Annotated in this window: 28 protein-coding genes; 17 read left to right on the top strand and 11 right to left on the bottom strand. The window is 64.6% G+C overall.

The window, feature by feature from the left end; genetic code table 11:
- Positions 1–641: 641 nt before the first annotated feature.
- The 3 genes from H7A73_RS16285 to H7A73_RS16275 all read left to right on the top strand — a co-directional run bounded on the left by H7A73_RS16285 (position 642) and on the right by H7A73_RS16275 (position 5,550).
- Entirely contained in the window at positions 642–3,914 is a 3,273-nt protein-coding gene (locus tag H7A73_RS16285; RefSeq protein ID WP_182066908.1) for an RHS repeat domain-containing protein, read from the top strand.
- Positions 3,874–5,145: an RHS repeat-associated core domain-containing protein gene (locus H7A73_RS16280; RefSeq protein WP_182066907.1), complete on the top strand. Its 1,272-nt coding sequence runs from the start codon at positions 3,874–3,876 to the stop codon at positions 5,143–5,145. Before H7A73_RS16285 ends, H7A73_RS16280 begins: the two co-directional genes overlap by 41 nt.
- 228 nt (positions 5,146–5,373) lie before the next feature.
- The gene (locus H7A73_RS16275) at positions 5,374–5,550 is read left to right on the top strand and encodes a hypothetical protein (protein ID WP_182066906.1); all 177 of its coding nucleotides are present in this window, start codon (positions 5,374–5,376) and stop codon (positions 5,548–5,550) included.
- Positions 5,551–5,745: 195 nt separating this feature from the next.
- Here H7A73_RS16275 and H7A73_RS16270 read toward each other — a convergent pair whose 3' ends face one another.
- On the bottom strand, positions 5,746–5,898 hold the full coding sequence (locus H7A73_RS16270) for a hypothetical protein (protein ID WP_182066905.1): 153 nt from the start codon (positions 5,896–5,898) through the stop codon (positions 5,746–5,748).
- Positions 5,899–6,583: 685 nt separating this feature from the next.
- A complete protein-coding gene (locus tag H7A73_RS16265) occupies positions 6,584–6,886 on the bottom strand; it encodes a DUF4190 domain-containing protein (protein ID WP_182066904.1) in 303 nt (100 codons plus the stop codon).
- Between the two features lie 1,037 nt (positions 6,887–7,923).
- On the opposite strand from H7A73_RS16265, the gene H7A73_RS16260 reads away from it, so the two are divergent.
- Together H7A73_RS16260 and H7A73_RS16255 are read left to right on the top strand one after the other, a co-directional pair.
- Positions 7,924–8,145 carry a hypothetical protein gene (locus tag H7A73_RS16260; RefSeq protein WP_182066903.1) on the top strand — a complete coding sequence of 74 codons (222 nt, stop codon included), beginning with the start codon at positions 7,924–7,926 and terminating at the stop codon, positions 8,143–8,145.
- A 37-nt stretch (positions 8,146–8,182) separates the two neighbouring features.
- Positions 8,183–8,392, top strand: coding sequence for a hypothetical protein (locus tag H7A73_RS16255; RefSeq protein WP_182066917.1), 210 nt, complete (start codon positions 8,183–8,185; stop codon positions 8,390–8,392).
- Between the two features lie 71 nt (positions 8,393–8,463).
- Here the strand turns inward: H7A73_RS16255 and H7A73_RS16250 are convergent, their stop codons facing one another.
- From H7A73_RS16250 to H7A73_RS16240, 3 genes are read right to left on the bottom strand one after another with little or no spacing between them, the layout of a single operon-like run.
- Complete coding sequence (locus H7A73_RS16250) at positions 8,464–8,784, bottom strand: hypothetical protein (protein ID WP_182066902.1); 321 nt, start codon at positions 8,782–8,784, stop codon at positions 8,464–8,466.
- The gene (locus tag H7A73_RS16245; protein ID WP_182066901.1) at positions 8,781–9,410 is read right to left on the bottom strand and encodes an Asp23/Gls24 family envelope stress response protein; all 630 of its coding nucleotides are present in this window, start codon (positions 9,408–9,410) and stop codon (positions 8,781–8,783) included. The genes H7A73_RS16250 and H7A73_RS16245 overlap by 4 nt, the downstream gene beginning before the upstream one ends.
- A complete protein-coding gene (locus H7A73_RS16240) occupies positions 9,407–9,973 on the bottom strand; it encodes an RNA polymerase sigma factor (RefSeq protein ID WP_182066916.1) in 567 nt (188 codons plus the stop codon). The genes H7A73_RS16245 and H7A73_RS16240 overlap by 4 nt, the downstream gene beginning before the upstream one ends.
- A 138-nt stretch (positions 9,974–10,111) precedes the next feature.
- On the opposite strand from H7A73_RS16240, the gene H7A73_RS16235 reads away from it, so the two are divergent.
- The 7 genes from H7A73_RS16235 (at position 10,112) to H7A73_RS16205 (ending at position 13,222) form a co-directional block, all read left to right on the top strand.
- Complete coding sequence (locus H7A73_RS16235; protein ID WP_259362955.1) at positions 10,112–10,543, top strand: Asp23/Gls24 family envelope stress response protein; 432 nt, start codon at positions 10,112–10,114, stop codon at positions 10,541–10,543.
- 291 nt (positions 10,544–10,834) lie between these two features.
- Complete coding sequence (locus tag H7A73_RS16230; RefSeq protein WP_182066899.1) at positions 10,835–10,984, top strand: hypothetical protein; 150 nt, start codon at positions 10,835–10,837, stop codon at positions 10,982–10,984.
- A gap of 309 nt (positions 10,985–11,293) precedes the next feature.
- Entirely contained in the window at positions 11,294–11,560 is a 267-nt protein-coding gene (locus tag H7A73_RS16225) for a GlsB/YeaQ/YmgE family stress response membrane protein (RefSeq protein ID WP_182066898.1), read from the top strand.
- A 258-nt stretch (positions 11,561–11,818) separates the two neighbouring features.
- Positions 11,819–12,037, top strand: coding sequence for a hypothetical protein (locus H7A73_RS16220; protein WP_182066897.1), 219 nt, complete (start codon positions 11,819–11,821; stop codon positions 12,035–12,037).
- Positions 12,034–12,207 carry a hypothetical protein gene (locus H7A73_RS16215; protein WP_182066896.1) on the top strand — a complete coding sequence of 58 codons (174 nt, stop codon included), beginning with the start codon at positions 12,034–12,036 and terminating at the stop codon, positions 12,205–12,207. The genes H7A73_RS16220 and H7A73_RS16215 overlap by 4 nt, the downstream gene beginning before the upstream one ends.
- Before the next feature lie 122 nt (positions 12,208–12,329).
- Entirely contained in the window at positions 12,330–12,893 is a 564-nt protein-coding gene (locus H7A73_RS16210; RefSeq protein WP_220456634.1) for a hypothetical protein, read from the top strand.
- A 71-nt stretch (positions 12,894–12,964) separates the two neighbouring features.
- Positions 12,965–13,222, top strand: a complete 258-nt coding sequence (locus tag H7A73_RS16205; RefSeq protein ID WP_182066894.1) for a hypothetical protein — start codon at positions 12,965–12,967, stop codon at positions 13,220–13,222.
- 483 nt (positions 13,223–13,705) lie between these two features.
- On the opposite strand, the gene H7A73_RS16200 is transcribed toward H7A73_RS16205, so the two are convergent.
- Positions 13,706–14,326 (bottom strand): recombinase family protein, encoded by a 621-nt coding sequence (locus tag H7A73_RS16200; protein WP_310648869.1) that lies wholly within the window; start codon positions 14,324–14,326, stop codon positions 13,706–13,708.
- A 165-nt stretch (positions 14,327–14,491) separates the two neighbouring features.
- Here H7A73_RS16200 and H7A73_RS16195 point away from each other — a divergent pair, with 165 nt between their 5' ends.
- From H7A73_RS16195 to H7A73_RS16185, 3 genes are all read left to right on the top strand, one after another.
- Positions 14,492–15,730, top strand: coding sequence for an ATP-binding protein (locus H7A73_RS16195; protein ID WP_182066892.1), 1,239 nt, complete (start codon positions 14,492–14,494; stop codon positions 15,728–15,730).
- Entirely contained in the window at positions 15,730–17,043 is a 1,314-nt protein-coding gene (locus H7A73_RS16190) for a hypothetical protein (protein WP_182066891.1), read from the top strand. Before H7A73_RS16195 ends, H7A73_RS16190 begins: the two co-directional genes overlap by 1 nt.
- A gap of 194 nt (positions 17,044–17,237) precedes the next feature.
- On the top strand, positions 17,238–17,495 hold the full coding sequence (locus H7A73_RS16185) for a hypothetical protein (protein WP_182066890.1): 258 nt from the start codon (positions 17,238–17,240) through the stop codon (positions 17,493–17,495).
- A gap of 116 nt (positions 17,496–17,611) precedes the next feature.
- On the opposite strand, the gene H7A73_RS18175 is transcribed toward H7A73_RS16185, so the two are convergent.
- Genes H7A73_RS18175 through H7A73_RS16175 form a run of 3 tightly spaced genes read right to left on the bottom strand, consistent with a single transcriptional unit; the run spans position 17,612 to position 18,436 of the window.
- A complete protein-coding gene (locus H7A73_RS18175) occupies positions 17,612–17,740 on the bottom strand; it encodes a hypothetical protein (RefSeq protein WP_259362952.1) in 129 nt (42 codons plus the stop codon).
- Complete coding sequence (locus H7A73_RS16180; RefSeq protein WP_259362951.1) at positions 17,737–18,036, bottom strand: hypothetical protein; 300 nt, start codon at positions 18,034–18,036, stop codon at positions 17,737–17,739. Before H7A73_RS16180 ends, H7A73_RS18175 begins: the two co-directional genes overlap by 4 nt.
- 58 nt (positions 18,037–18,094) lie before the next feature.
- Complete coding sequence (locus tag H7A73_RS16175; protein ID WP_182066889.1) at positions 18,095–18,436, bottom strand: histone-like nucleoid-structuring protein Lsr2; 342 nt, start codon at positions 18,434–18,436, stop codon at positions 18,095–18,097.
- 155 nt (positions 18,437–18,591) lie between these two features.
- Between H7A73_RS16175 and H7A73_RS16170 the strand changes: the two genes are divergently transcribed.
- Positions 18,592–18,903 carry a DUF4190 domain-containing protein gene (locus H7A73_RS16170; RefSeq protein ID WP_182066888.1) on the top strand — a complete coding sequence of 104 codons (312 nt, stop codon included), beginning with the start codon at positions 18,592–18,594 and terminating at the stop codon, positions 18,901–18,903.
- A gap of 183 nt (positions 18,904–19,086) precedes the next feature.
- Here H7A73_RS16170 and H7A73_RS16165 read toward each other — a convergent pair whose 3' ends face one another.
- The gene (locus H7A73_RS16165) at positions 19,087–19,635 is read right to left on the bottom strand and encodes an RBBP9/YdeN family alpha/beta hydrolase (RefSeq protein WP_259362958.1); all 549 of its coding nucleotides are present in this window, start codon (positions 19,633–19,635) and stop codon (positions 19,087–19,089) included.
- A 247-nt stretch (positions 19,636–19,882) separates the two neighbouring features.
- Between H7A73_RS16165 and H7A73_RS16160 the strand changes: the two genes are divergently transcribed.
- Complete coding sequence (locus H7A73_RS16160) at positions 19,883–20,293, top strand: hypothetical protein (RefSeq protein ID WP_182066887.1); 411 nt, start codon at positions 19,883–19,885, stop codon at positions 20,291–20,293.
- Between the two features lie 670 nt (positions 20,294–20,963).
- On the opposite strand, the gene H7A73_RS16155 is transcribed toward H7A73_RS16160, so the two are convergent.
- A partial coding sequence (locus H7A73_RS16155) for a TetR family transcriptional regulator C-terminal domain-containing protein (protein WP_182066886.1) occupies positions 20,964–21,281 on the bottom strand: 318 nt, incomplete at its 5' end.

Raw genomic sequence — 21,281 nt, 5'->3', positions numbered from 1 at the left:
TACCGCTCCGTCGTCATCCGCGGACGAGACCGGTTCGCCATCGCCCTGCCGGCGATCCGTTTCGCCCGGCGCCACTCGAAACGGTAGTTGTTCCACTATCTTCCCACGCCACCCGAGGCAAGAACTTCTAGGAAACGAACCGCCGCCCAAGTGGGGGCGAGGACTAAACACCTTGTCTGCAAGGCTTGGGGACGCGGCGCAATCGTGGGGACCAAGCGAGGCAGCGGGCGAGCTGGATCAGGTCATATTGGTCGCGGAGCTCCGCTACACGGCCGAAACGGATGGTACGTGCAGCGCCGGCTAAGTCGTGAGTGCAAGCGGGAAACTGCGAGCTCTTCGGCTTCGGCGATCAGTATCGATCGAGTGCTTGACGGTGAGGTGGTGCCGGTGGACTGTGACCGGGGGGCAGTCGTGGCGTCATGAGGGAGTTCACACCGAACCTGATGCGTGCGCTACGGGGGTGGGGGAGTGGTGCGGCCCCTCTTGTGGGGGGGTGTGGGGCTGAGTGATGCTCCGTAAAGTCCTGTGAAGTTGCGCAGTGCAGCCATGGGGGCTGTGTCTGCTGCGACGTCTTGAGGGGTTTTTCTCGCGTGTTCGCTGCGTCGTGATCCGGTCGTGTTCGTGGAGTGATGCTGGCAGTGGTGACGTTGGTCGCCCTGCTTGGTTCGTTGTTGGTGGTGGTGTCGCAGCCGGCACCGGCGCAGGCGGCTGTGACCGGGTCGGGCGGGCAGTACGTGCCGATGCCGTCCAACGCCCGTGTGTTGGGTGGTGCGACCGAGAAGGGCGTGTTCCGCACGGTGCAGGTCGCCGGCGTGGCCGGGCTGCCGTCGTCGGGGATCGGCGCGGTGACGATGATGGTCACGATCGCTGACCCGTCGGGGTCGGGGCAGCTGCAGATGCGCGCCGACGCTGACGACACGACGACACTGATGATGATCTACAACTCTGGTGTCGGCGGGAACACGTCGAACACGGGCCTGCTCGCGGTGGCGGATGATGGCACGATCCAGGTGCGGACGGAGACGGCGCAGTCGAAGGTGATCATCGACGTCACCGGGTACTACACGTCGACGAAGAACGGTGTCTCGGCCGGTGGGTTCGTGGCGATGTCGCCCGCTCGCGTCCTGGACTCGCGTGGCGGGATCGGTGCCGCGCAGGGGCAGATCCCGGCAGGTTCGCAGCGCACGATCCAGGCGACCGGGTCGAATGGGATCCCGGCGGGTGCTGCGGCGGTCGCGGTGAACATCATCGTGATCAACCGTGAGGCCAAGGCCGGCTACGTGCGTCCCACGCCGACCGGTGAGACTCGCAGCACGGGGGTGCTGAACTACAACTCGACCGAGGGCCAGACGACGGCGATGAACGCGCAGGTCGCGTTGAGTGCCGACGGGAAGTTCAGCATCGACACTGCTGCGGAGGGCGGGAAGATCGACCTCGTCGTCGACATCCAGGGCTACTTCCTCCAGTCGAACCCGGGCGGTGGCTTCACCCCGCTGAACGGCCGGCTCATCGACACCCGCAACAGTTCGAGCATCGCCTCGGGCGCATCGTTCACGGTCCAGGTCGGCGGGGTGCAGGGGGCTCCGACGGTCGAGGGGGGACTGTCCGCAGTCGCCGTGACGTTCACCGCGGTCAACGACAGTGGTGCTGACTCGTACGCGAAGATGTGGGCCGACGGTGCCGCGGAGCCGGAGTCGTCGGCGATCAGCAGCGACCGGACCTCGAAGGTCACGAACACGGTCATCGCGCCGGTCGGTGCGAACGGGAAGATCCGCATCAAGAACATGGGCACGGCGGCGATGAACTACCTCGTGGACCTGCAGGGTGCCTACAACTCGCTGCCTGGTGGCCCGGGCAACACGAACCGGACCGGTCAGCGCACCTCGGCGACGACGCTGCCGTTCCCGATCACGGACCAGACCAACGCTTCCGTCGACGTCGGCACCGGCAACCTGCTCGTCACCACGACGGCGATGAGCCTGCCGGGTGTGACGCAGAACACCACGATCGGTGCCGCGTACAACTCCCGCAGCACCACCGTGGGGGATGCGAACACGATGGATGCGAACCGGTGGCAGTACGCCCTCGCCGGCGCGGGGGATCTCACCGCGAACGCCGACGGTGTCATCTACACCGACGCTGTCGGCACGGCGTGGCAGTTCCGTCCGTCGGGGGCTCAGGGTGCGTTCATCAGTCCGGCTGGTCTGCAGCAGACCCTGACCCGGACGACCCCGGCGGGTGAGAGCCCGCAGTACCAGCTGAAGGGCTGGACGACGAACCAGACCACGGTGTTCAACCTTGCGGGGCAGCCCACCAAGGTGAAGGACCGCAATGGCAACATCGTAGACTTCACCTTCGACACGGACGACCGCTACAAGCTGACCAGCCTCGTATCCACCGCTGGCACGGCCGCGCAGAAGACTGCGACGTCGTCGTACGCGAATCGGACGCAGACGTTCACGCAGGGCTCCGGGTCAAGTGCTCGGTCGGTTTCGTGGGCGAAGAACGCCACGGGTGACATCACCACGTACACGGAAGCCACCGGCAAGCAGACCACTTTCGGGTACACCAACGGCGACCTCACCACGATCACCGCACCCGAGGGCGGCGTGACGGCGTTCACGTACGACTCGTCCGACCGGATCACCAAGGTCGAGCAGCGCAACACCACCGCCGGTTCCCCGGGCACCGCTGTGACGCGGTTCTCGTTCAAGGACGACAACACCACGCTGGTTGCAGACCCGCGGTCCGACCAGTCGGCAGCGGTCGCCGACGCCAAGCACACCACGTACACGCTCTACGACACCGACCTCGTGAAGAAGGCCGTCGACCCGGCGGACCGTGAGCGGGGCCGCGAGTACAACCCGGCGAACAACGGCGTCACAACTGCGACCGTCGGGAAGGAAGACGGTACGGGTGACTCTGCTCAGTCGAAGTCGACGAACGAGTACGGCAAGAACGAGAGCCAGTCGCTGACGAAGAGCACGAGCAGCTCAGGTTCGTCGTCATCTGCGACCTATGATGCGCCGGGGGCCGCCAACAAGTACCTGCCGTCCTCGACCACGGACTCCGCGGGCGACAGCACGTCGTACGAGTACAGCGGGGTCGGCAACCAGACCTCCACCAGCACCGGAGGTACCGCGGACGCGGCGAAGGCGGAGCTCGACTACAACTCCGACGGCACCGTCAAGACCGCGACCGCACCCGGCAACGGCGGTAACCCAACGAAGTACGAGTACGAGAACAAGCAGCTCAAGAAGGTCACCGCGCCGAACAACCCCTCGAGCAACACTGACATCGTCGGCGCGAAGGAGTACACGTACGACGCGTTCGGGCGTGTGCGGACTGAGACCGACGGTCGCGGCAACACGACGACCTACGGGTATGACAACGACGACCGAACCACCTCGATCGCCTTCAGTGACGGCACCGCCACGGTGACCAGGTCGTACGACGGCAACGGCAACCTCCTCACCGAGACTTCCGCCACCGGCACCATCACCAACACGTACGACCAGCGGAACCGCCTCACCTCCACGGTGAACACCGCCGGTGGTGGAACGGTCTCCTACGGTTACGACCTCGCTGGCAACACCGTCACAGTGACGGACGCGCAGGGGGCAGGTGACGCACGAGTACGACCCGTCGAACGTGCTCACCGCGACGACGTACCCGACCAAGGCGGGTACGGCGAAGCAGGTCTACCTGACCGACGACCACGGACGACGCACCGACACGTGGCTCGGCGCCCCCAGCAACGCGACTGCCGGCGTGCAGCCGGCGTCGTGGACGGGGCACCAGCAGGTCGAGTACGACTCCTCCGGAAAGATCACCCACATCAAGGCTTGGACGGGCAAGGACGCCGCGCTCGAGGTGAACACGAAGTACTGCTACCAGTTCGAGGCGCCGTCTGACGGCACCTGCGACGACAGCGACAAGTCCAAGGACCGCAGCAAGCTGCAGTGGACCCGCGACGGCTCTGGGCAGGCCACGAAGTACGGGTACACCTCCGGTCGACTGACGAAGATCACCCAGTCCGGCGGCGACACCCCAACCAACTGGGTGTTCACCTACGACAAGGCCGGCAACCGCACCCGCGCCACCGCAACCAACGCCACCACCGAAGCGACGGTCAGCGACCAGCAGCTGAGCTACAACGCGCTCGGCCAGATCACCACCACTGGGTACGCGTATGACAAGACCGGCAACATGACCGCCTCGCCGGGTGCGACGTACACGTACAACGGTGCGCAGCAGATGACGTCCTCCACGAAGGACGGCAAGAAAACCACGTACGAGTACGCCGGCGCGGACATGAACAAGCTGCTCTACCAGGCGACCGACGGGGGAGCGGAGTACGGCTACACCTATGGCACGTCCGACTCGAACGGTGTCCCCGTGATCAGCAGCCGCGAGCTAGTTGGCACCGGCACGGCCGCGGTAATCAGCGACCCGACCACCGGCCAGCCGCTGGATCTTCGGACCACAGACGGCACGACGAGCATGTACGTTCTCGACGGAATTGGAAACCCAGTCGCCTCGATCGCGGACACCGGCGCCGTGGCCTACAAGGTGACGTACGACGCATACGGCAAGGAGCAGGTCAGCGCCGACGGCGGCAGCAGCGCGCAGTGGCAGCAGAACCCCTACGGATACAAGGCCGGTATCCGCGCCAGCAACACCGACACCGGGCTCACCAAGTTCGGCTACCGCTGGCAGTCCTCCACCACCGGCACCTGGATCGAACGTGACACCCTCGACGCGCCCCTCAGCCCGAGTAACGCGAACCGTTACGCGTACGCCGGTCTCGATCCGATCAACTCATCAGACTCGAGTGGTCGCTCGACCATTGGTGTTGGAGTGCAGGGGTGCTACTGGATCTGCGGAGGAGTAACGTACTCGGTCGATTCAAGCGGCCATACTGGCCTTACGTTCTCATTGGGGGCTGGCAACCCAGGCGTTGGAGGGTCGGTGTCAAGTAGTACCGGCAATGTTGGTACTGGTTTCGGTGGTGACGTTTCGTGTAGCGCCGGCTACGGATCGATCAGCGCGGATACAGGCGGTAACGTAGGTGGATCAGTGGGTACAGGGTACTCGACGCCATTCTGTAGCGCTTCCGTGTCACAATCGTTCCAGCTCAGTTAGGATAAAATGATGTTGAGCACCTTGGTAGTTCTGTCCGCGGTGACCGCCGCTATCCCCAAGGATGGCAATTCTCTCCCGCCGTGGTTGTTTATCATCTTCATTGTTGTAATTGTTGGAGTTGCTCTAGCCTTATTCCTCCAGCGCAAGAAGTAGTCTGGCTAAGCGTCGAGGTGGTGGCGTTCCGTCCCGGTGCTCGTAGCCGTGCCATAACGCGATCGACTAGTCATCATGGAGGGCCGCTCCGACCGGGTGGTGAGGCGGGTGGCGTGGGAGAACGGTGCGTTCTTCCTCACCAATGTCGACGGCGACACTGAGCTTGGTGCGTTCCACCGCCTCGAGCACACCGTTCCGGCCGCGGAAACGATCCTGAGTGGTCCGTCGTATGAGCCGCCGTCGACGGCGTAGCTGCTGTGGCAGGGCCTGAACGCGGAATCGGACTGTCGGCATAGCGTTCTTCACGCTGCCCCGCGGGGCCGACACGGCGGCGTTGTAGCGCGCGGTCGGTTGTTCTCGGGCCCGAACCATCAGCAACCGCCCGCGACCTTCCTGCCTAGCCGCTGACGGCACTGAGGCTCCCTCAGCGGAGTGGTGCTGCGGCGGTCAGCGGATGATGGGCGCCGCGGCGACGAGCATGCCAGCACCGACTGCGAGGGCTGCGAGACCGGCCCATTCCCACCAGGCCATCCGCCGGGCACCGCGGGGTGTCCGCTGCCGCCGACGTGAACGACGTCGACGGGGACGTGTGCCTGCCATGGTCCGCACGGTACGCCGACTGGTCTTGCGGCATGCTGATGATGGCGGTGGGGTGGTTCCTGCTGTCAGCGGGGCGTGGTTCCGACCTGATCGGCGCAGCCACGCCCCGCGCCTTACGGCTCGGGTGGTGTGGGATTCTTATCCATGACCATCACATGGGTGGTCATCTCCCTGATCTATGCGATACCTGCCGCGATCCTTTTCGCGCTCGTTGGGGCGGGCGCCGGAATTGTCACGTCTTGGTTGTGGCGTCAGTGTGATCGTCGGGGGAAGCCGCGGAGCCAAGCAGCAGCGATCATCGTCACAGGCGGGACCGTGGGTATGTGCGCAGGTCTGGCGCTCACCTGGCTGTTAAACAGTGTCTTCACCGGAGCCTCGGTCGCTCCGGTAGCCGCGGTTGTCGCCTCCGCCGTTGCTGGTCTGAGCCTGCGAAGGCTCAATCGGCGGGCAGCGCAGTCCCCCTAAACGACGAAGCGTTTCACTTGCTCATCATCTTCCCGTTGCAACAACTTCTTGAAACTGCCGTGCCAGGCGGTGCCGAGCGGCGGTGTGGTTGCGCTCGCGTCGTCCCCAGGAGTTTCGAGCGGTCCACGGAGCGGAAGCGGCTGAATGGTGTCTAGGCGTCGGCGCCCCGCCTCGAGAAGTGCTGCTCGGGCAGGGTGCCGACGCTGGTGGTGGTTGCAGGTCAGTAGCCGCCGGTAGTGGGCATGTTGGCGGCGGCGCTGAAGATGACGATCGAGAAGATGATGCTGAGCACGATCGAGGCGCCGCTGATGATGACGCCGGCGAGGGCGAGACCGTGGCCGCGTTCGCCGGTGCGCTTGATCTGCGTCAGCGCGATGATCGAGACGATTAGGCCGGCGATGCTGACCACGAACGCGAGGATGAAACCGACGATCGCGAGGACGCTATACCGGTCTGAGGATGCCTGCTGCTGGTACGGCTGCGCGGAGGCGTTGTTGTTAGCGGAGGGGGTGGCGTCGCTCATCGCGTCGCGTCCTTTCGGGTTGGGTCAGCCACCCCGTCCAACATGTGCCGGACCGACGTGGAGCGCTCGGGACGTGCGCTTCTCTCAGCATGGCCGCAACGTCGAGCTCACGCATCATTGCGACGCCCCCACTTGTGGAGTGTTGAAAACCTATAGGTTCTCGAGACGCCGGCGTGAGACACATTGTCGCGTCGACGATGCCAGCAGTTGGGCAGGGTTGGTCTGTCTCGGTAAGTCGTCTCGACCTGGTGAGGGCCCTGTCGCGTGATCATGGCGGTTTGTGAGACGCGGTGTGTTGCAGGGGGGGGCTTGAGGGAATCCGCCGACGAACGCGCGCTTTTGCTCTCTCCCTGGGAACGGCGAGGGGCCCAGTAAGAGGATCGGCCACCGGGACGCCACGGATGCCAACTGGTTCGATAGATGAATGACGACGCCTGATGCGCAGCGCGGCCGTCGAGGAGTCGTCCTGGCCCTGGCCGTGTTGACTGTCGTTCTGTGGCTCATCGCGCTCGCATTGGGCACGGTCGCGTTGGTACTCCTTCTCAGGGTTGAAGCCCCCGCAAGTCGAATCAGCTTCATCGTCGCCGCCTGGTTCCTGACGCCCGCGATGCCGGCAATAGGTGCGACCGTTGGGCTTGTAGCCGTTCGGCGGTCTTCGCGACGGCGTAGCGCTCGACCGGTGACGCATCCGTCTGGGACCGACACACCTTCATAGTCCGGTAGCCGACCGGCTGACGGGCTCCGAAGAATCACGAGAAGGGAGCGGGGTGCCTGCGGTAGTTCGGGTCTACCACGGGCACCCCGCTCTGCTGCGGCTTGGTCGGGCCGACGCTGATGCGTGAGGTGAGACGCACGGGCACCTGGGTCGGGTGCCGGTGGTTAGGTCTCTGCGCAGCTCGGGCAACGCTAGGCAGGTGCTTCGTACCCCGTTCTCAGGTCGATGCTCGGAGAGCGCTGCGGGTGTGAGGCGGGGCTGCAACGGGGCCGCGGTCACGGAGCACGCTGGTGGCATCACCTGTCGCGATTGGAGTCGGATCATGAATCCTGTGTCGTACTTGTCCAGCATCGGTGTGAAGAGCGAGCACGCCTACATCGGCGGGTTCGCGTCGATCGGGCTGTCGTTGCTGAGCTGGCTGATCTCTCGTGGGAAGAAGTCCGACAGCAAGGCACAGTCCGACCGGTGGGGCATCTTCATCGGCCACTGGGCGCCCACGTTCATGGCGCTCGGTGTGGCACTCACCCTCGAAGAACGCAAGTAACCCACCCCACAGCCCGACAACCTGTTTGGAGATAGCGATGACTGACACCACCCCCTTCGGCAACCCCGACGAAGCATCCCTCGAGGGCCCCGACATCGAGGTCCCCACCAACGACGAGGACGGCACCGTGAAGCCGGACGGTCTCGGCGATGACGGCACGATCCCGAACCACCCGGACGGCGTCGCCGCCGGCCTCTCCGACACCGACTCGCACTTCAACCCCGAAGAAGACGGCGACCACGAGTAGGGCACCGCTATAACGGACGAGCCGCCCCGACCATTTCGGTCGGGGCGGCTCGTCGTCGTGGTGGCTGGCTATCAGTCGATCTGGACGACGCGGACGTGGACGACAGTGATGTCCACGCCTGCGGCGACGAGCTGAGCCAGGAGCAGATCGTGGACGCGTGCGGCGGTCTTGGGGGCAGGGAACTCATCAGTGACCGCGATCGCGATCGTCGCTTCCGTCCCGTCGACGTGGATGAGGTCATCGCTCGGGGCGTCGACGTCACGACCACTGAGTGCAGTGAGGGCGGTGACGAGGGTGCTGCTGCGGGTGGGCGGGTAGATGCGGTGCACGCCCCGAACCGCGCGGGCGGCGGCGGCGATGCCGGTGAGGATGGGGGCGAGGGTGTCGGTCACGGGGTGATCTCCTTCGCCGGGGGCTGCTCGAGGTGCAGGTCGCGGATACTGATATTGATGCCGGCGACACGGAGCCGGGTATGACGAAGCAGTTCGTGATGGATCGCAGCGCGAACCCGGTCGGTGACGCCAGGGATGGAGTGGCCGTAGAGGATCGTCGCGGCGACCGTGACGGTGACCTCAGCGGCCGGGTCGGTGACATCACCGTCGAGGGAGCACCGGCCGATGAGGAGACCGTCGACAGCGTCGCCAGCACGGCGGATCAGGGCCCGGACGCTGCCCTCGGTAAGGACGATGTCCTCGCTCAGCGTTGAGGTGGACACGGGGATGTCGCGGCCGGCGGCGGCTTCGAGGGTGATGTTCTGCAGGATCCCGGTCACCCAGGAGTCGTCGCGGTCGGGTTCGTCGAGGGCGTCGGCTTCGAGAAGGTCACCGGCGAAGAGCCGGACCCGGCTGATCGCCGCGAGAGCGTTCTGGCAAGCGGCAGAGTCATCGATCGACGGGTCAGCGGGGCGCATGCCGGCGTCGAGGTAGTCGGTGAGCTCGTCGATGCTGTGCCCGTCGAGGTCGTCGGGTTCCAACGCGAGGACGGTGAGGTCGTCGCCGTCGGGCGGAGTCGTGGTCATCGCCATCCCTCCAGCTGCGTAATCATGTTCTTCCTCGCCCGCGACAGTAGCCCCCGCACGGTGGACGCCGGCAGGTCAAGTTCCTCACCGATCTGGTCGTATGAGTACCCGGCGACTTCTTTCAGCAGCCAGCAGCGCCGCTGCTCCTCGGGCAGGTTCTGCAACGCCAGGTTCGCTGCCTCCCGCCGAGAGGTCGCCTCCACGATCCGCGCCGGGGTGTGCTCATCGGGTCCGGCGACATCGGTGTCGTCGACGTCGTCATGGAACCGGCGGGCACGGATCCGATCAATGCACCGCCGCGACACGATCCGCATCAGCCACGACTTCACCTTCGCCGGGTCCTCGAGACGGCTGATCGTCTGCCAGGCGGTGACGAACGTCTCCTGCACCACGTCGTCGACCTCATCGGAGGAACCGAGGGTGCGGCGCGCGTACGCCCGCATCAGCGACCCGTACCGGCGGACCAGGACCTCGAACGCGCGGACATCCCCATCGGCTGACCGTTCCACCAACGTGGTGTCGTCCGCGTGCTGCAATGCGACACGGGCGGCGGACTCGGGCATACCGGTCATCTTTGCACCCGAACCGTGTTCGACAAGAAATCTCACCCGACGGTGTGACGAAACCGTGGCTCGCTCCGACCTACCAGCGAACACACCCCTACCCCGTCAGTCACGGGGCTGACACGGATGGAGCACCCCATGGCGGACACCACGCAGAAGATCACCCCCACGACGGCCGCGCCGGTCGGCAACGCTTCCGGTATCGGCGGAACGACCGACGTCAACGACAGCGTCGTGGCGAAGATCGCCGGCATCGCCGCCCGCGAGGTCACCGGCGTCCACGCCCTCGGTGGTGGTGCCGCGCGTGCGCTCGGCGCGATCCGGAATGTCGTCAACAGCACTGACCTCGCCCAGGGCGTCAGCGTCGAGGTCGGCGACACCGACGCGTCCGCGGACGTCACCCTCGTCGTGGAGTACCCCTTCAACGTGGTCCAGGTCGCCGACCAGGTGCGCGTCGCCGTCGCCACCGCGATCACGGACTACGTCGGCCTCACCGTCACCGCTGTGAACGTGTCCGTCACCGACGTCAACATCCCCACGGACGGCGATGACCCGGCCGACGCGAACTAGTCCGCAACGTCCCCTTCCCCTCCCCAGCCCACCTTGATGCGGCGCCTTTGGTGGCGCCACACTCGGCTGCTGCACGGAGTCCGAGCTGCCGCGTTCGGAGTGATCCTGGCAGCTGGCATCATCCGCTGGCACGTCCACCCAGAGCACCGCCGCAGCCCCTGGCACCCACGCCCCGAAGAATCTTTCGCTCCAGGTGTGACGAACTTGGGTGATGCCACGACCTACCGGTAGAGGCGCAGCCTCCACACCACCGGGACGCATCGCAGTGTCCCTCAGCCGAACGGAATCAGCATGACGCGAGGACAGCTCCGCGCCGCAGGTCTCGACTTCACTGAAGTCCGAGAACACCGCCGCACCCAGATCCTGCTCGGCACCGCCCTCCTCACCGGGATCGTAAGCATCACCGCAACCACGGCCGCGCTGCTGCTGCTCGCCGCATGACACGGCCGGTAACGGCGGCACGATCGATCGAGGAACTCCGGAGAATCCCCGCGCAGTGGCGCCGGCGGGGACTGACCCCACCGCACGAACTCGCCGCCATCATCCACCGCCGAACCACCGCCACGTTCACGATCCCTGCCTACCGGGAACCCGTCTACGCGGACTTCTTCCGCACCCCTGCCGCGGAATGCTGATCCCTACCGACCTCACCCCTGAGCATCGGGCGCTGCTGCAGCGACTGCAGCGACTGGAACACCTCATCCTCATCCCGCCGACACCCCAGCTCGGCACCGTGCGAAACGAGACCCCATGAGCTTCCTCGGCTTCCTCCTCCTCGGCCTCATCGCCGGAGCGATCGCGAAATTGATCCTCCCCGGCAGGCAAGGCGGCGGATGGTTCACCACTCTGATCCTCGGCGTCATCGGCGCGCTTCTCGGCGGCTGGCTCGGCGGCCTGATCTTCCACGTCGACTACACCGGCTTCTTCAGCATCCAGTCCTGGATCATCGCCATCGCAGGCTCCATCATCGTGCTCCTGCTGTGGGGCCTGCTCACCCGGCGCACCCCCCGAGCCTGACCGCCGCCTCCCAAACCGGGGTGGTGGTGGCGGATTCCATCCCGCCACCACCACCCCTCCCTCACGATTTATGCCACACCTTGCCGACGGCAACATCCTCACCGCGATCACCCACGCGATCCCTTGCGCCGTCTACACCTGCACCGATCGCGCCACCCCCACCAAGGGCGCTCCGGCCCTTGGTGGGGTGCCGCTTCGGCTCTGCGCACACCACCTCATCTGCTGGCGTGACTACCGCCCCAACCTCCTGGACCGCACATGCTGACACCACTGCTGCACCCCATCACGGACACCGAGTGGGCCATCGACGACGCCGCCACCGGCGCCCGCGTCGGTTACATCGTTCGGGAGAACGGCGACTACTACCTCACCGACACCACCGACCGAGACCTCGGCAGCTTCTTCACCCCTGAGCAGGCTGTGTACGCGCTGCCATCCTCGCTGACGCCAACTGCAGTCACAGAACCGCGTTCATGACCGCGAGGAACCAACACCGGCACCGCAGCGCTCCCGCTGACCACGACGCACTCACCCGTACCGGCTACAGCCTCGGTGTGCTCCTGCAGCGACGACGCCGCACCTGGATCACGATTGCCGCACTCACCGTCACCGCAGCCATCACCGCCGTGCTGTTTCGCCGGCAATAGCCGCATGGCATCACTCGGGATCGCATCCGCACTACGGGTCGTATCTGACATCGTTTCAGGCTTCGCGGGAAGGTGAACGCATGGTAATCTACGACGCACGCCCGATCCGACTAGCAGGGCAAGTGCTCTTCGATCTGCTCGTGGTCGCAGGAGGCGTCGCTGCCGTCATCCTCGGCCGCGCGCTCACGGCGGCAATTAGTGGGCTCTCGGACATCGGTACTCGAGTACACGCGGAAGGGTCCGCGTTCCAGCAGCAGCTCGCCAAGACCGCGGCCGCGCTTGGCAAGATCCCGTTCGCCGGCGACACCGTCAGTACACCACTCCGGCAGGCGAGCCGGAACGCTGGTGCGATCGCCGACGCCGGCACACAGCAGCACGACGCGACCGTGCACGTAGCGCACCTGGCCGGCGGAAGCGTGATCGTGATCCTGCTGCTGATGCTCCTCCTGACCTGGATCCGATACCGCGGCCGGTTCATCCGCACCGCGACCGCAACAAACAGAGTTGGTCGGACCCCCGCAGGCACCGAACTCCTCGCCGTTCGCGGGCTGCACCGAAATACTGCTGCGACACTCGGCACAGATGTTGTGGACCGGTGGCGGCAGCGCGACCCAGCAGTCATCGCCGCCCTCGCGGACATAGAACATCGCGCCAGCGGGCTCCGCGCCCGCGGTACTGAATTCTGAACGATCCCTTCAGGGCAACGATCGGCTAGCGGACACCGCCCGAGCCAGCCCCCCCGAGTACCGTGGGCGCCGTGACGGATCGCTGGATAGACAACGTGCCTGATGCTCCGGCCGGTATCCTGGGGGCTTGGTTCAACGCCCTAGTGGGCGGTGCACTTGTCCTGGGGGCACCAACCATCGCATTCACCACTGGTGAAGCCCCGGCGAGTGTTCTGCTCGCCATCGCAGCCCTGGTGCTCTTCGGTTTTCTGGAAGTCGTCTTCGTCTACAAGCTCTATCAGCGAATCGCCGGTCGACGCGCGCTTCGCGCAGGGCGCGACGACGATTGAGGATCGGATCGCGGGCGTTCACCCCTCCGTAGGCCGATCATCAGGCGGCCTCCGGTCCGGAGGCGGTGACTGTGAGTGCCAGAACGATGACAGTCGCGCCGATCAAGACTCCGATCGCGCCAGCACCGATTATGCCCACGCGCGCGAGTCGCGGCCGGAATGGTACTCCGAGCCTGCCCAGGATGACTTATAGATGGCGCGTGCAAATCCGCGCGAGGTTGTAATCACGCCGATGCTGGCGACGACCACAAAGCACCCCATGGTGACCATCGCAAGTTGCTGTCCAGACATCGGGGCTCCGTTTCCGCTCCCAAGCACGCTACTCAGACCTGGGGCGCGGGCTTTGAGCTGTCCCGTAAGGCGGTCGTTCACCGCTACACGACAGTTGTCGCTCACAACGAGTTCCGTTGCCTACGGCCGCCTGACCAGGGATATTCCCGTATGCCTGTCCCGCAAAAATGCCCGGTGAAGGGGCGCTAAACGCTACTCGCCGACGACGTTGCCAGCGGCTGCGTCGGTGGCAGCGGGGGAGATGGGTGTCGCGAGCATCCGGTAGAGGGTTGTGCGGTCGATGCCGAGCCCTTGAGCGACAGTGGTCTTCGGAACCCCGGTGCTGATGAGGCGGCGTGCTTCGCTGATCTGGTCGTCGGTGAGTTTGCGGTTGCGGCCCTTGTACTTGCCGGCGGCCTTGGCGATGCGGATGCCCTCGCGTTGGCGTTCGCGGATGAGGGTGCGCTCGAACTCGGCGAATGCGCCGAGGAGGTTCAGCATGAGCCGGCCGATCGCGTCGTCGGTGTCGCGGCTGTAGGTCTGCTGTTCCTTCACGAACTCGACCGAGGCGCCCTTGGCCGTGATCTCGTCGACGATGTCGCGGAGGTCGGCGAGGGAGCGGGCGAGCCGGTCCATGGATGCGACCCGGACGACGTCGCCGTCACGGACGTACCCGATGCAGTCGAGCAGCGCGGTCCGGTCGGCGCGGGAGCCGCCGGAGATCTTCTCCTCGAACACTCGATCGACGCCGCCGATCGTCTCGAGCTGCCGGTCGAGGTTCTGATCGGCCGAGCTCACCCGAACGTACGCGACGATCTGTGTCTTGTGTTGCACCACTACTAGACCCTTGCACACTTCTGCAGCAAAAGGACCAAATGGCACCCCAGAACCACGCGAATTGACCATTCGGACCGGTGTTGCGATGGGGTATACCCCAACTCTGCGCTCTTGGGCTTCGTCTGCCGTCACGGCGTCGGTACCGTCAGCCATACTTGAGCCATGCCCGACTTCTACACCTACGCCCGCGTTCTCTCGGTTGACGATGACAACGAGTGCGCATGGCTCGAGTTCCCGAACGGATTGATGGCCGAGCTCGACGTCTCAGAGTTGAACGACGTTGTAGCGGGATCCTTCATACGGGTTTCAAACGACCTCGAATACGTTAAGGAAGCACCAGAGGGCGCTGGCTTCCCACGCCAGTTTCAAACTATCGGCACCCTCAAGCATACTGCGGGATCTAGGGCACTCATCGAGATAGGGGGGAAGGTTGTCGCCGCTGATAGTGAAAGCATTGAGAACCCGACAGTTGGCAATTTTTACGCATACAATGATTCTATGCGCCGATGGTTACCTCTCAGCGCCACGGAGGCAAAGATCGTTTCTGGCAACGAGGCCGGAGAAGACTTACCATTTCGTGTGGACGATCTTCGCGAAGCGGGCAGCGGGTTGGCGGCTGTTGGCGGATTCGAGGAACGGGCAAGGGAACTCTCTCGTTTAGTGCGAGCAAGCTTCCTCACACGGGAGCCGGATTCCGTCGACACCCAGGAGAAAGCAATTTCAGGAGCCATCTTCTTCGGTCCACCCGGTACTGGGAAGACGCACCTTGCTCGCGCAATTGCTGAGGAAACAGGCGCGCAACTTATTACCGTGAGTGGACCTGAACTCGTCAGTAAATGGGTTGGCGCCACTGAGCTGGTCATCCGTCAACTTTTCCTACTTGCGCGTGAGCATCCTCGTTCAATCATCTTCTTCGACGAGTTTGACACCATTGGGTCGCGTAGAAGTTCGGACTCAGAGGACTATGTCAACCGACAGGTCGGTCAACTTCTAGCAACCATGGACGGAGCTGACGTACGGACCCGGCCGTTCGTGATCGCCGCCACGAACCGGCTTGAAGATGTAGATCCTGCTTTTCTGCGGCCTGGACGTTTCGATCACCCCGTCGAATTCAAACTCCCCAACGCTTCGGAGCGCGCCCAAATCGTGCGCGTGCAAGCCAGGGAGTTCCCGAAGGTTACCAATGATGTCTTGGCGTGGATCGCTGCAGTCACAGATGGCTGGAGTCCGGCAGAACTTGGGTTGATCTGGACTCGGGCAGCGGCTCAGCAGCGTCTTTCCAACGCTCCGTATCTGTCCTTGGAGCACGTGATGCTCGGATACGAGGGTGCCCGCGAGCAACACACTCTCATCCGACGGGCTCGGGACGCGTGGGATCTAGAGGAAGCGAAGAAGAGCTGATGGTATTTCGATTGTTCAGCCGGCGGGTAACGACTGACGAGTCGCCAATTCGAGAATTTGCTTACCTGGATGAGGTAAGCGTCGAGAGCCTGTTGGCATCCGTTGACGGCGAGGTGTTGGTTCAAAGAACTTCAACGGAGAGCCGCTCGAGCGAAGCGGGACTGGGGGGCAGTGTCGGAGCAAGCACTCCATTCGGTAAGGCAAGCTTCGCACCTACGCTCAAGCAAACGCGCGGTAACGAGGTTCAAGAACTTCGTAAATCGGTTGCGCAATCGGCGTTTGCGCGTTTTCGCAACAAGAACTTCAACCGGTTTGTCATTCGGCCGCTTCGGCTTCCTGTCTCGAAGCGCATACAGCGCAAGATTCATGACCGCGATCCGAAGGCGCTCCGCAAGTATGGTCAGGGCCTGCCTCTTCGTGATTTGCAACGCGGTGATCTCCTCGAGATTGAAACCACCATCGCAGCTGCCGATATCTTCAAGGTACGAACCGCCGTGTCGGCCATTACTGACGTCGTGGACGCTAATCCGTCCTTCTTAACGACAGAGTTGCGGGACCAACTCGATTTGGCGAAGCCGCTCGTGACGCTGATCGACAGCTTGAACGGCGATGCCATTCCCGTTAGGGGAGAAGCTGCAAGTGTCACTATTGCTGATGTCGCGGGTGAGCCTTGGCTGGTCAGTGCGAGCGCCAACCCCGGAACCACCGGCAGATCGGTGACGTTAGAGTCGCAGACGTTTGCTCGCTGGTTCTGGGGGGACGTCGGCCGTATCCTGTTCAGACCGGCGCGATATAAAATGCTTTGTCGTATCTTGTCTGCCGACATTCGCGACAGTCCTACCAACTCGTACGTCGGGTCGATACTTCGTACGGTCAGTGAGGACCTTGCTGAAACCGTTGACGGGCTTGGTTCGACCTTCCTGAGCGCGCTTCGGGCGGGCCATCAGGAGGCAGTAGGTGTTGGCGGTCCCACCTCAGTCCGAGAAGTCATTATCCGGTACCTGCAACTTGTCTCCGAGTTGGCGGGGGTGGACCAGCTGGTGCTTTCACCGGAAGAAATGAAAGCTTTCGCAAGGATTGATGTAAAGCAGCTCGCCGTGTCGGCTCAGGCGGAATTCTTCCGTGGTATCGATAACGCTATTGCGTTAGACCCATCTGTGGTATCGGAAGTTGCTAGAGCAGACCTGCGTGACGCCGTAAGAACCGAATTCGGGCTATGGCCTTGGTCGGAGGGGCCTCAGCTCGAGGACACGGAGGCTGAGCCGGAAGCTTTGCCCTTGCTCGAAGTTGCCATCGTGGCGGTGTACTGGTGAGCGAGGTGCAGATGTGCCGGTACCTACGGTTTTTGACATAAGAGCGCGGTATCGGCCTGTGGCAATGTGGTGCGGTGTAGCAAGCGGAGGGTGACGTGGATCTTGATGAGGTTGTAGCTGCGGTTGGTATGTCGCCGAAGATGGTGCGTGCGTGCGTTGCTGCTGGGGTTGCTCGTGCGTCGGGGGTAGGTGGGATGCAGGTGTTCTCGGAGGATGCGGTGGCTCGGTTGCTGTTTGCGGCGAAGATGCGGCCAATTCGGCTGCCGCTGGGGGATGTCGCGGTGATCGTCAACAGTCTTTGGGGTAAATCGGGAGCTGCCGGAGGGGAGGAGCATCGCGGTGGTGTCGGCGCGTCCGATTGGGTGCAGAAGCTTCGCGCGCGGCGGGCGGATTTGACTGAGCAGTTGCGAGCGGTTGACGACGTGCTGGAGGCCGCTGAGCGTGTGGGCTGATGTCCCGCGACATGGACTTCGCTCGCGTTGCGTGTCTGCTGCAGGTGGACGGGAACGGGAACGGCCGGAGCGTCAGGGGTGTGACGATCCGGCCGTGGTCGGGACTGTAGGAGGGGTTATTTCCCGAGGCGTCGGAGGGCGATGCCGAAGAGGGAGGTGACGAGGCCGAGGCCGATGGCGAACGCGGCGGTGCCGAACGAGACCACCGACGTGAACAGCGACGCACGCAGAAATGACGCGTTCATGATGACGGGCCGGTTCGGGTCGTCCTGGGGAGTTCGGCGAAGGTTTTCCCGTCGCTGATGGCGGTGGCGTGGGTGTTGATGATTTCGGCTTGCGCGTAGGCGGTGAGGGGGCCGCGGACGGGGCGTTCGGGGAGGAGCTTGCTGTCGGGGGAGACGGCGATCTTCTGCGCGGTGAGTTCGGCGGAGACCAGACGCCACACCACGGCGCCGGTGGCGCTGAGGACACCGCCGGCGAGGATGCCGATGGTGCCGATGTTGCGAACGGTGCGGACATGCTGACGGCGAGAGCGTGTCATTCGAGGAGTTCCTTCTGCTGCGTCGGACAGGGGCATCCGGCTCCGGGTGCGGGGGAGGTTAGTGGGCGGCGTCGTAGGCGTCGCGGACGGCCTGGCTGATCCGGCCACGGGAGGAAACCTCGTACCCGTTGGCAGCGGCCCACTCGCGGATCTTCGCGAGCTCGTCCGGGTTGCTACGGGTCTTGCTGCTCGAGCTGCCGCGCCCGCTCCGGCTCGTCACCTTGCGGGCGGCGGCAACGTAGTCGGAGAACGCTTCACGCAGCGCGTCGGCGTTGTCGTCGGTGAGGTCGATCTCGTAGTGGCTACCGTCGAAGGAGAACTGCACGGTCTTGCCGGCGCCTTCTGTGATGGTGTCGCCGGTGAGGTCGTCAATGAGGTGGGTCGTGACTTTCTGTGCCATGTCCTCTTGTGTAGCACCACGGTGCAAAAAAACCGATGTGCACGCCGGCAGTAATACCGCCATGCTATGACCGCGTACACCTCTTGCGCCTTCGAAATCTCTACCAGCCAGGACGGCAGAGCTCGTCGTCACCCTGAATGAAAGGACGCGCCGCAATGAGCGACGCCACGCCCTCCCAGCCCAACCCCTACAACGGCAATGCGCAGCCGTATCAGCAGTCGCCGGGACAGTCGGACCGGTACAGCGTCCTCGCGATCGTCGGCTTCATCCTCGCGTTCGTGGTCAGCATCGGCGGCCTGATCGTGTCGATCATCGCGCTCACGCAGATCAAGCGCACCGGTGAACGCGGCCGCGGTCTCGCCCTCGCCGGCATCATCATCAGCGCAGCATCGATCGTGCTGTCCATCGTCTTCGCGATCGTCATCTTCGCCGCCGCCGCGAACGCACCCTCCTACAGCGGCTACTGAACGAACAGGGGCCCGCGAACCCCGAAGACAGCCCACCGTTGTGCCGGCTCCCCCGGCGCAACGGTGGGCTGCTCTGTGCAGTCAAGCCGCGTGATTTGCTCTCACGATCCAGCCGATGCGGGCAGGCCGTCTCGTATCCGTCGCGGCCAACCTGGCTGGTGCAGCCCCGGTACTACGCCGTAGTCAACGGGGCTGCGTCGACTGCTGGAATGCCGCCGTGATGTGCTCGAGGAGAGCGGGGAGTTGTCGGTCGAGGAAGTGGCCACCGTTGGGCACCTGCTGGAGTACCGCGCCGAGGTGGTCTGCGAGCGTGGCGCTGGCTTGCGGCGGGACGATGCTGTCGGTGTTTGAGGTCAGCACCGATCGGAACTGGGTGCGTGCGCGAATCTGTGGGTAGTCGACCGCAGCGGGTGTCGTGAAGGGATCCAGGGTGGGCAGGGTCGGCACCGGTGCGTCGAACCCGGACACCATGATCAGTCCTCCCAACTGCCACGGCTTCTGCAGGGCGCTCAGTACCCGCAGTGTTGTGATGCAGCCCAAGCTGTGGCCGACGATAACGAGGTTGTCGTCGGGCTGTCCTATCGCCTCGGCGGCGGCTGCTTCCCACGCAGCGACGTCGGGGTGGTGCGGGTCCGGCATGGCTGGGATGTGCACCGAGATGTTCTGGCGGTGCAGCGTTTCCGTGATCCACGGGAACCATTTCTGTGACGGATCGGCCGTGTATCCGTGGATGACGATCAGGCGGTGACTCAGGTCACGACGCTAGCGCGGTGTGAGCGAGGGGAGGCCCGCCTTCGCCCAGGCGCAGCGGGCAGTGTCCCTCTCGCGAAAGGATCAGCTATCGAGCCAGGCGCCCGCGAGCAACGAGGATCTAACGCGTATCCGCTTAGCTCGGGGGTGGCTGGCTGGGTTGGGTGATGGCACCCCTTGCGCGCTACGGTCCCGTCGCGGCCGAATATGCCGCAGTAGGGGAGCGGGGGTGGCGGTGCTCAGGGGTGTGCTGTGGGAAGTGCGGTGTGCGTGGCACGACTGCCGAATGTCGGGGACGGTGGTGGTGTCGTTTCGTCCGCATGCGGTGGGCCCTGCCGGTTGGGCGTTGACGGTGTGTGAGCATCATGCTGTCCCGGTCCCCGAAGCAGCGGTCGGGCAGGGATGGGGTGTGGGCGTGAACGCGTTGCGGTTACGGGGGAAGTCCGAGACGGAGTGGGACATCATCGAGGGCCACTCCGATCAGCTCGTGGGGCGGGTGGTGCTGGAGAACGGTGCGTTCTTCCTCACCGACGTCGCCGGCGAGACCGAGGTCGGTGCGTTCTATCGCCTCGAGCAGACGGTGCCGGCCGCGGAAGCAGTCCTCACCGATCCAGGTTTCGAGGTGCTGGCTGGCTCGTAGGGTGCTCTGTGAAGCACGATGGGGTAGCGGTGTAGCGTTACCCGAGCTACCCCGCGTTCCCCTAGTTGCGGGTGCCCGATTCCCTGTTTTCCGGGCTGGCTTCGTCTTGACCCTGCGTCGAACCCGACGGCGTTGTAGCGCGCGGGCGGTGGTCCCGGACCCGAACCAATGACCACCGCCTGCGCACCCTCTTCCTACCCGAACACCGTGCTGAGCACCGCTCAAATCGGCGCGTGTGCGGTCAGTGGATGATGAGTGCTGCAACAACAAGCATGCTGGCGCCAACCGCGAGGGCAGCGAGTCCTGCCCATTCCCACCAGGTCATTCGCCGGACGCCTCGGGGTGGCCGCTGTCGGCGGCGCGAGCGACGTTGGCGGGAACGTGTCGCGGTCATGGTTCGCACCGTACCCCCGGGGGTGCGGTGCATGCTGTGGGGAGCAGCTGGGTGGTTCCCGCTGTTAGCGGGGCGAGCTGGGAGCCTGATCGGCCTGGCTCGCCCTGCGCTTCCCCGGTGCCGTCGGTGGACGAGTGTGCGTGTCGGGGTTAGTGTCGCAGGCACGTCTGGTTTGAGCGTGCTCCTGGGCGTGCTGGAGTGCCGTCTGCTGCACCGGCGGCGCTCCTGGCCGGGGTGGTGCCGCTGTAGGCGGCACCACCCCGGCCGCCTTCGTCGTTAAATGCGGGGTGCGATGGGGATGTCCCAGTAGGTGGGTTGTTCGTACTGCTCACTCCAGCCGCGCCGCATCCGGGTTGCTGCTCGGTCGAACTCGTCGACGACGTCGGTGTCCGCGGTGAGGAGTGATTGGAGGCGGAGCCCGTCGTAGAGGGCGAGAAGCTGCTTCGCGCCGCGCACCGGGTCCATCGTCGCTGGTTCCCGGCCGTCGCGGACATCTGCGGTGAGGCCGGCGCGGATGGTTTCCCGGAACCGCCGGTACGCGGACCGGTAGTAGTCCGCCCCATCAACGCTCGTGTCGGCGGAGGAGGCGAGGCT

The sequence above is a fragment of the Curtobacterium sp. ME12 genome, from assembly GCF_903970855.1.
In the GTDB taxonomy this organism is placed as follows: Bacteria; Actinomycetota; Actinomycetes; order Actinomycetales; family Microbacteriaceae; genus Curtobacterium; species Curtobacterium poinsettiae_A.
The sequence above is the reverse complement of the archived record's forward strand: the minus strand, read 5'-3'. Positions and strand labels throughout refer to the sequence as shown.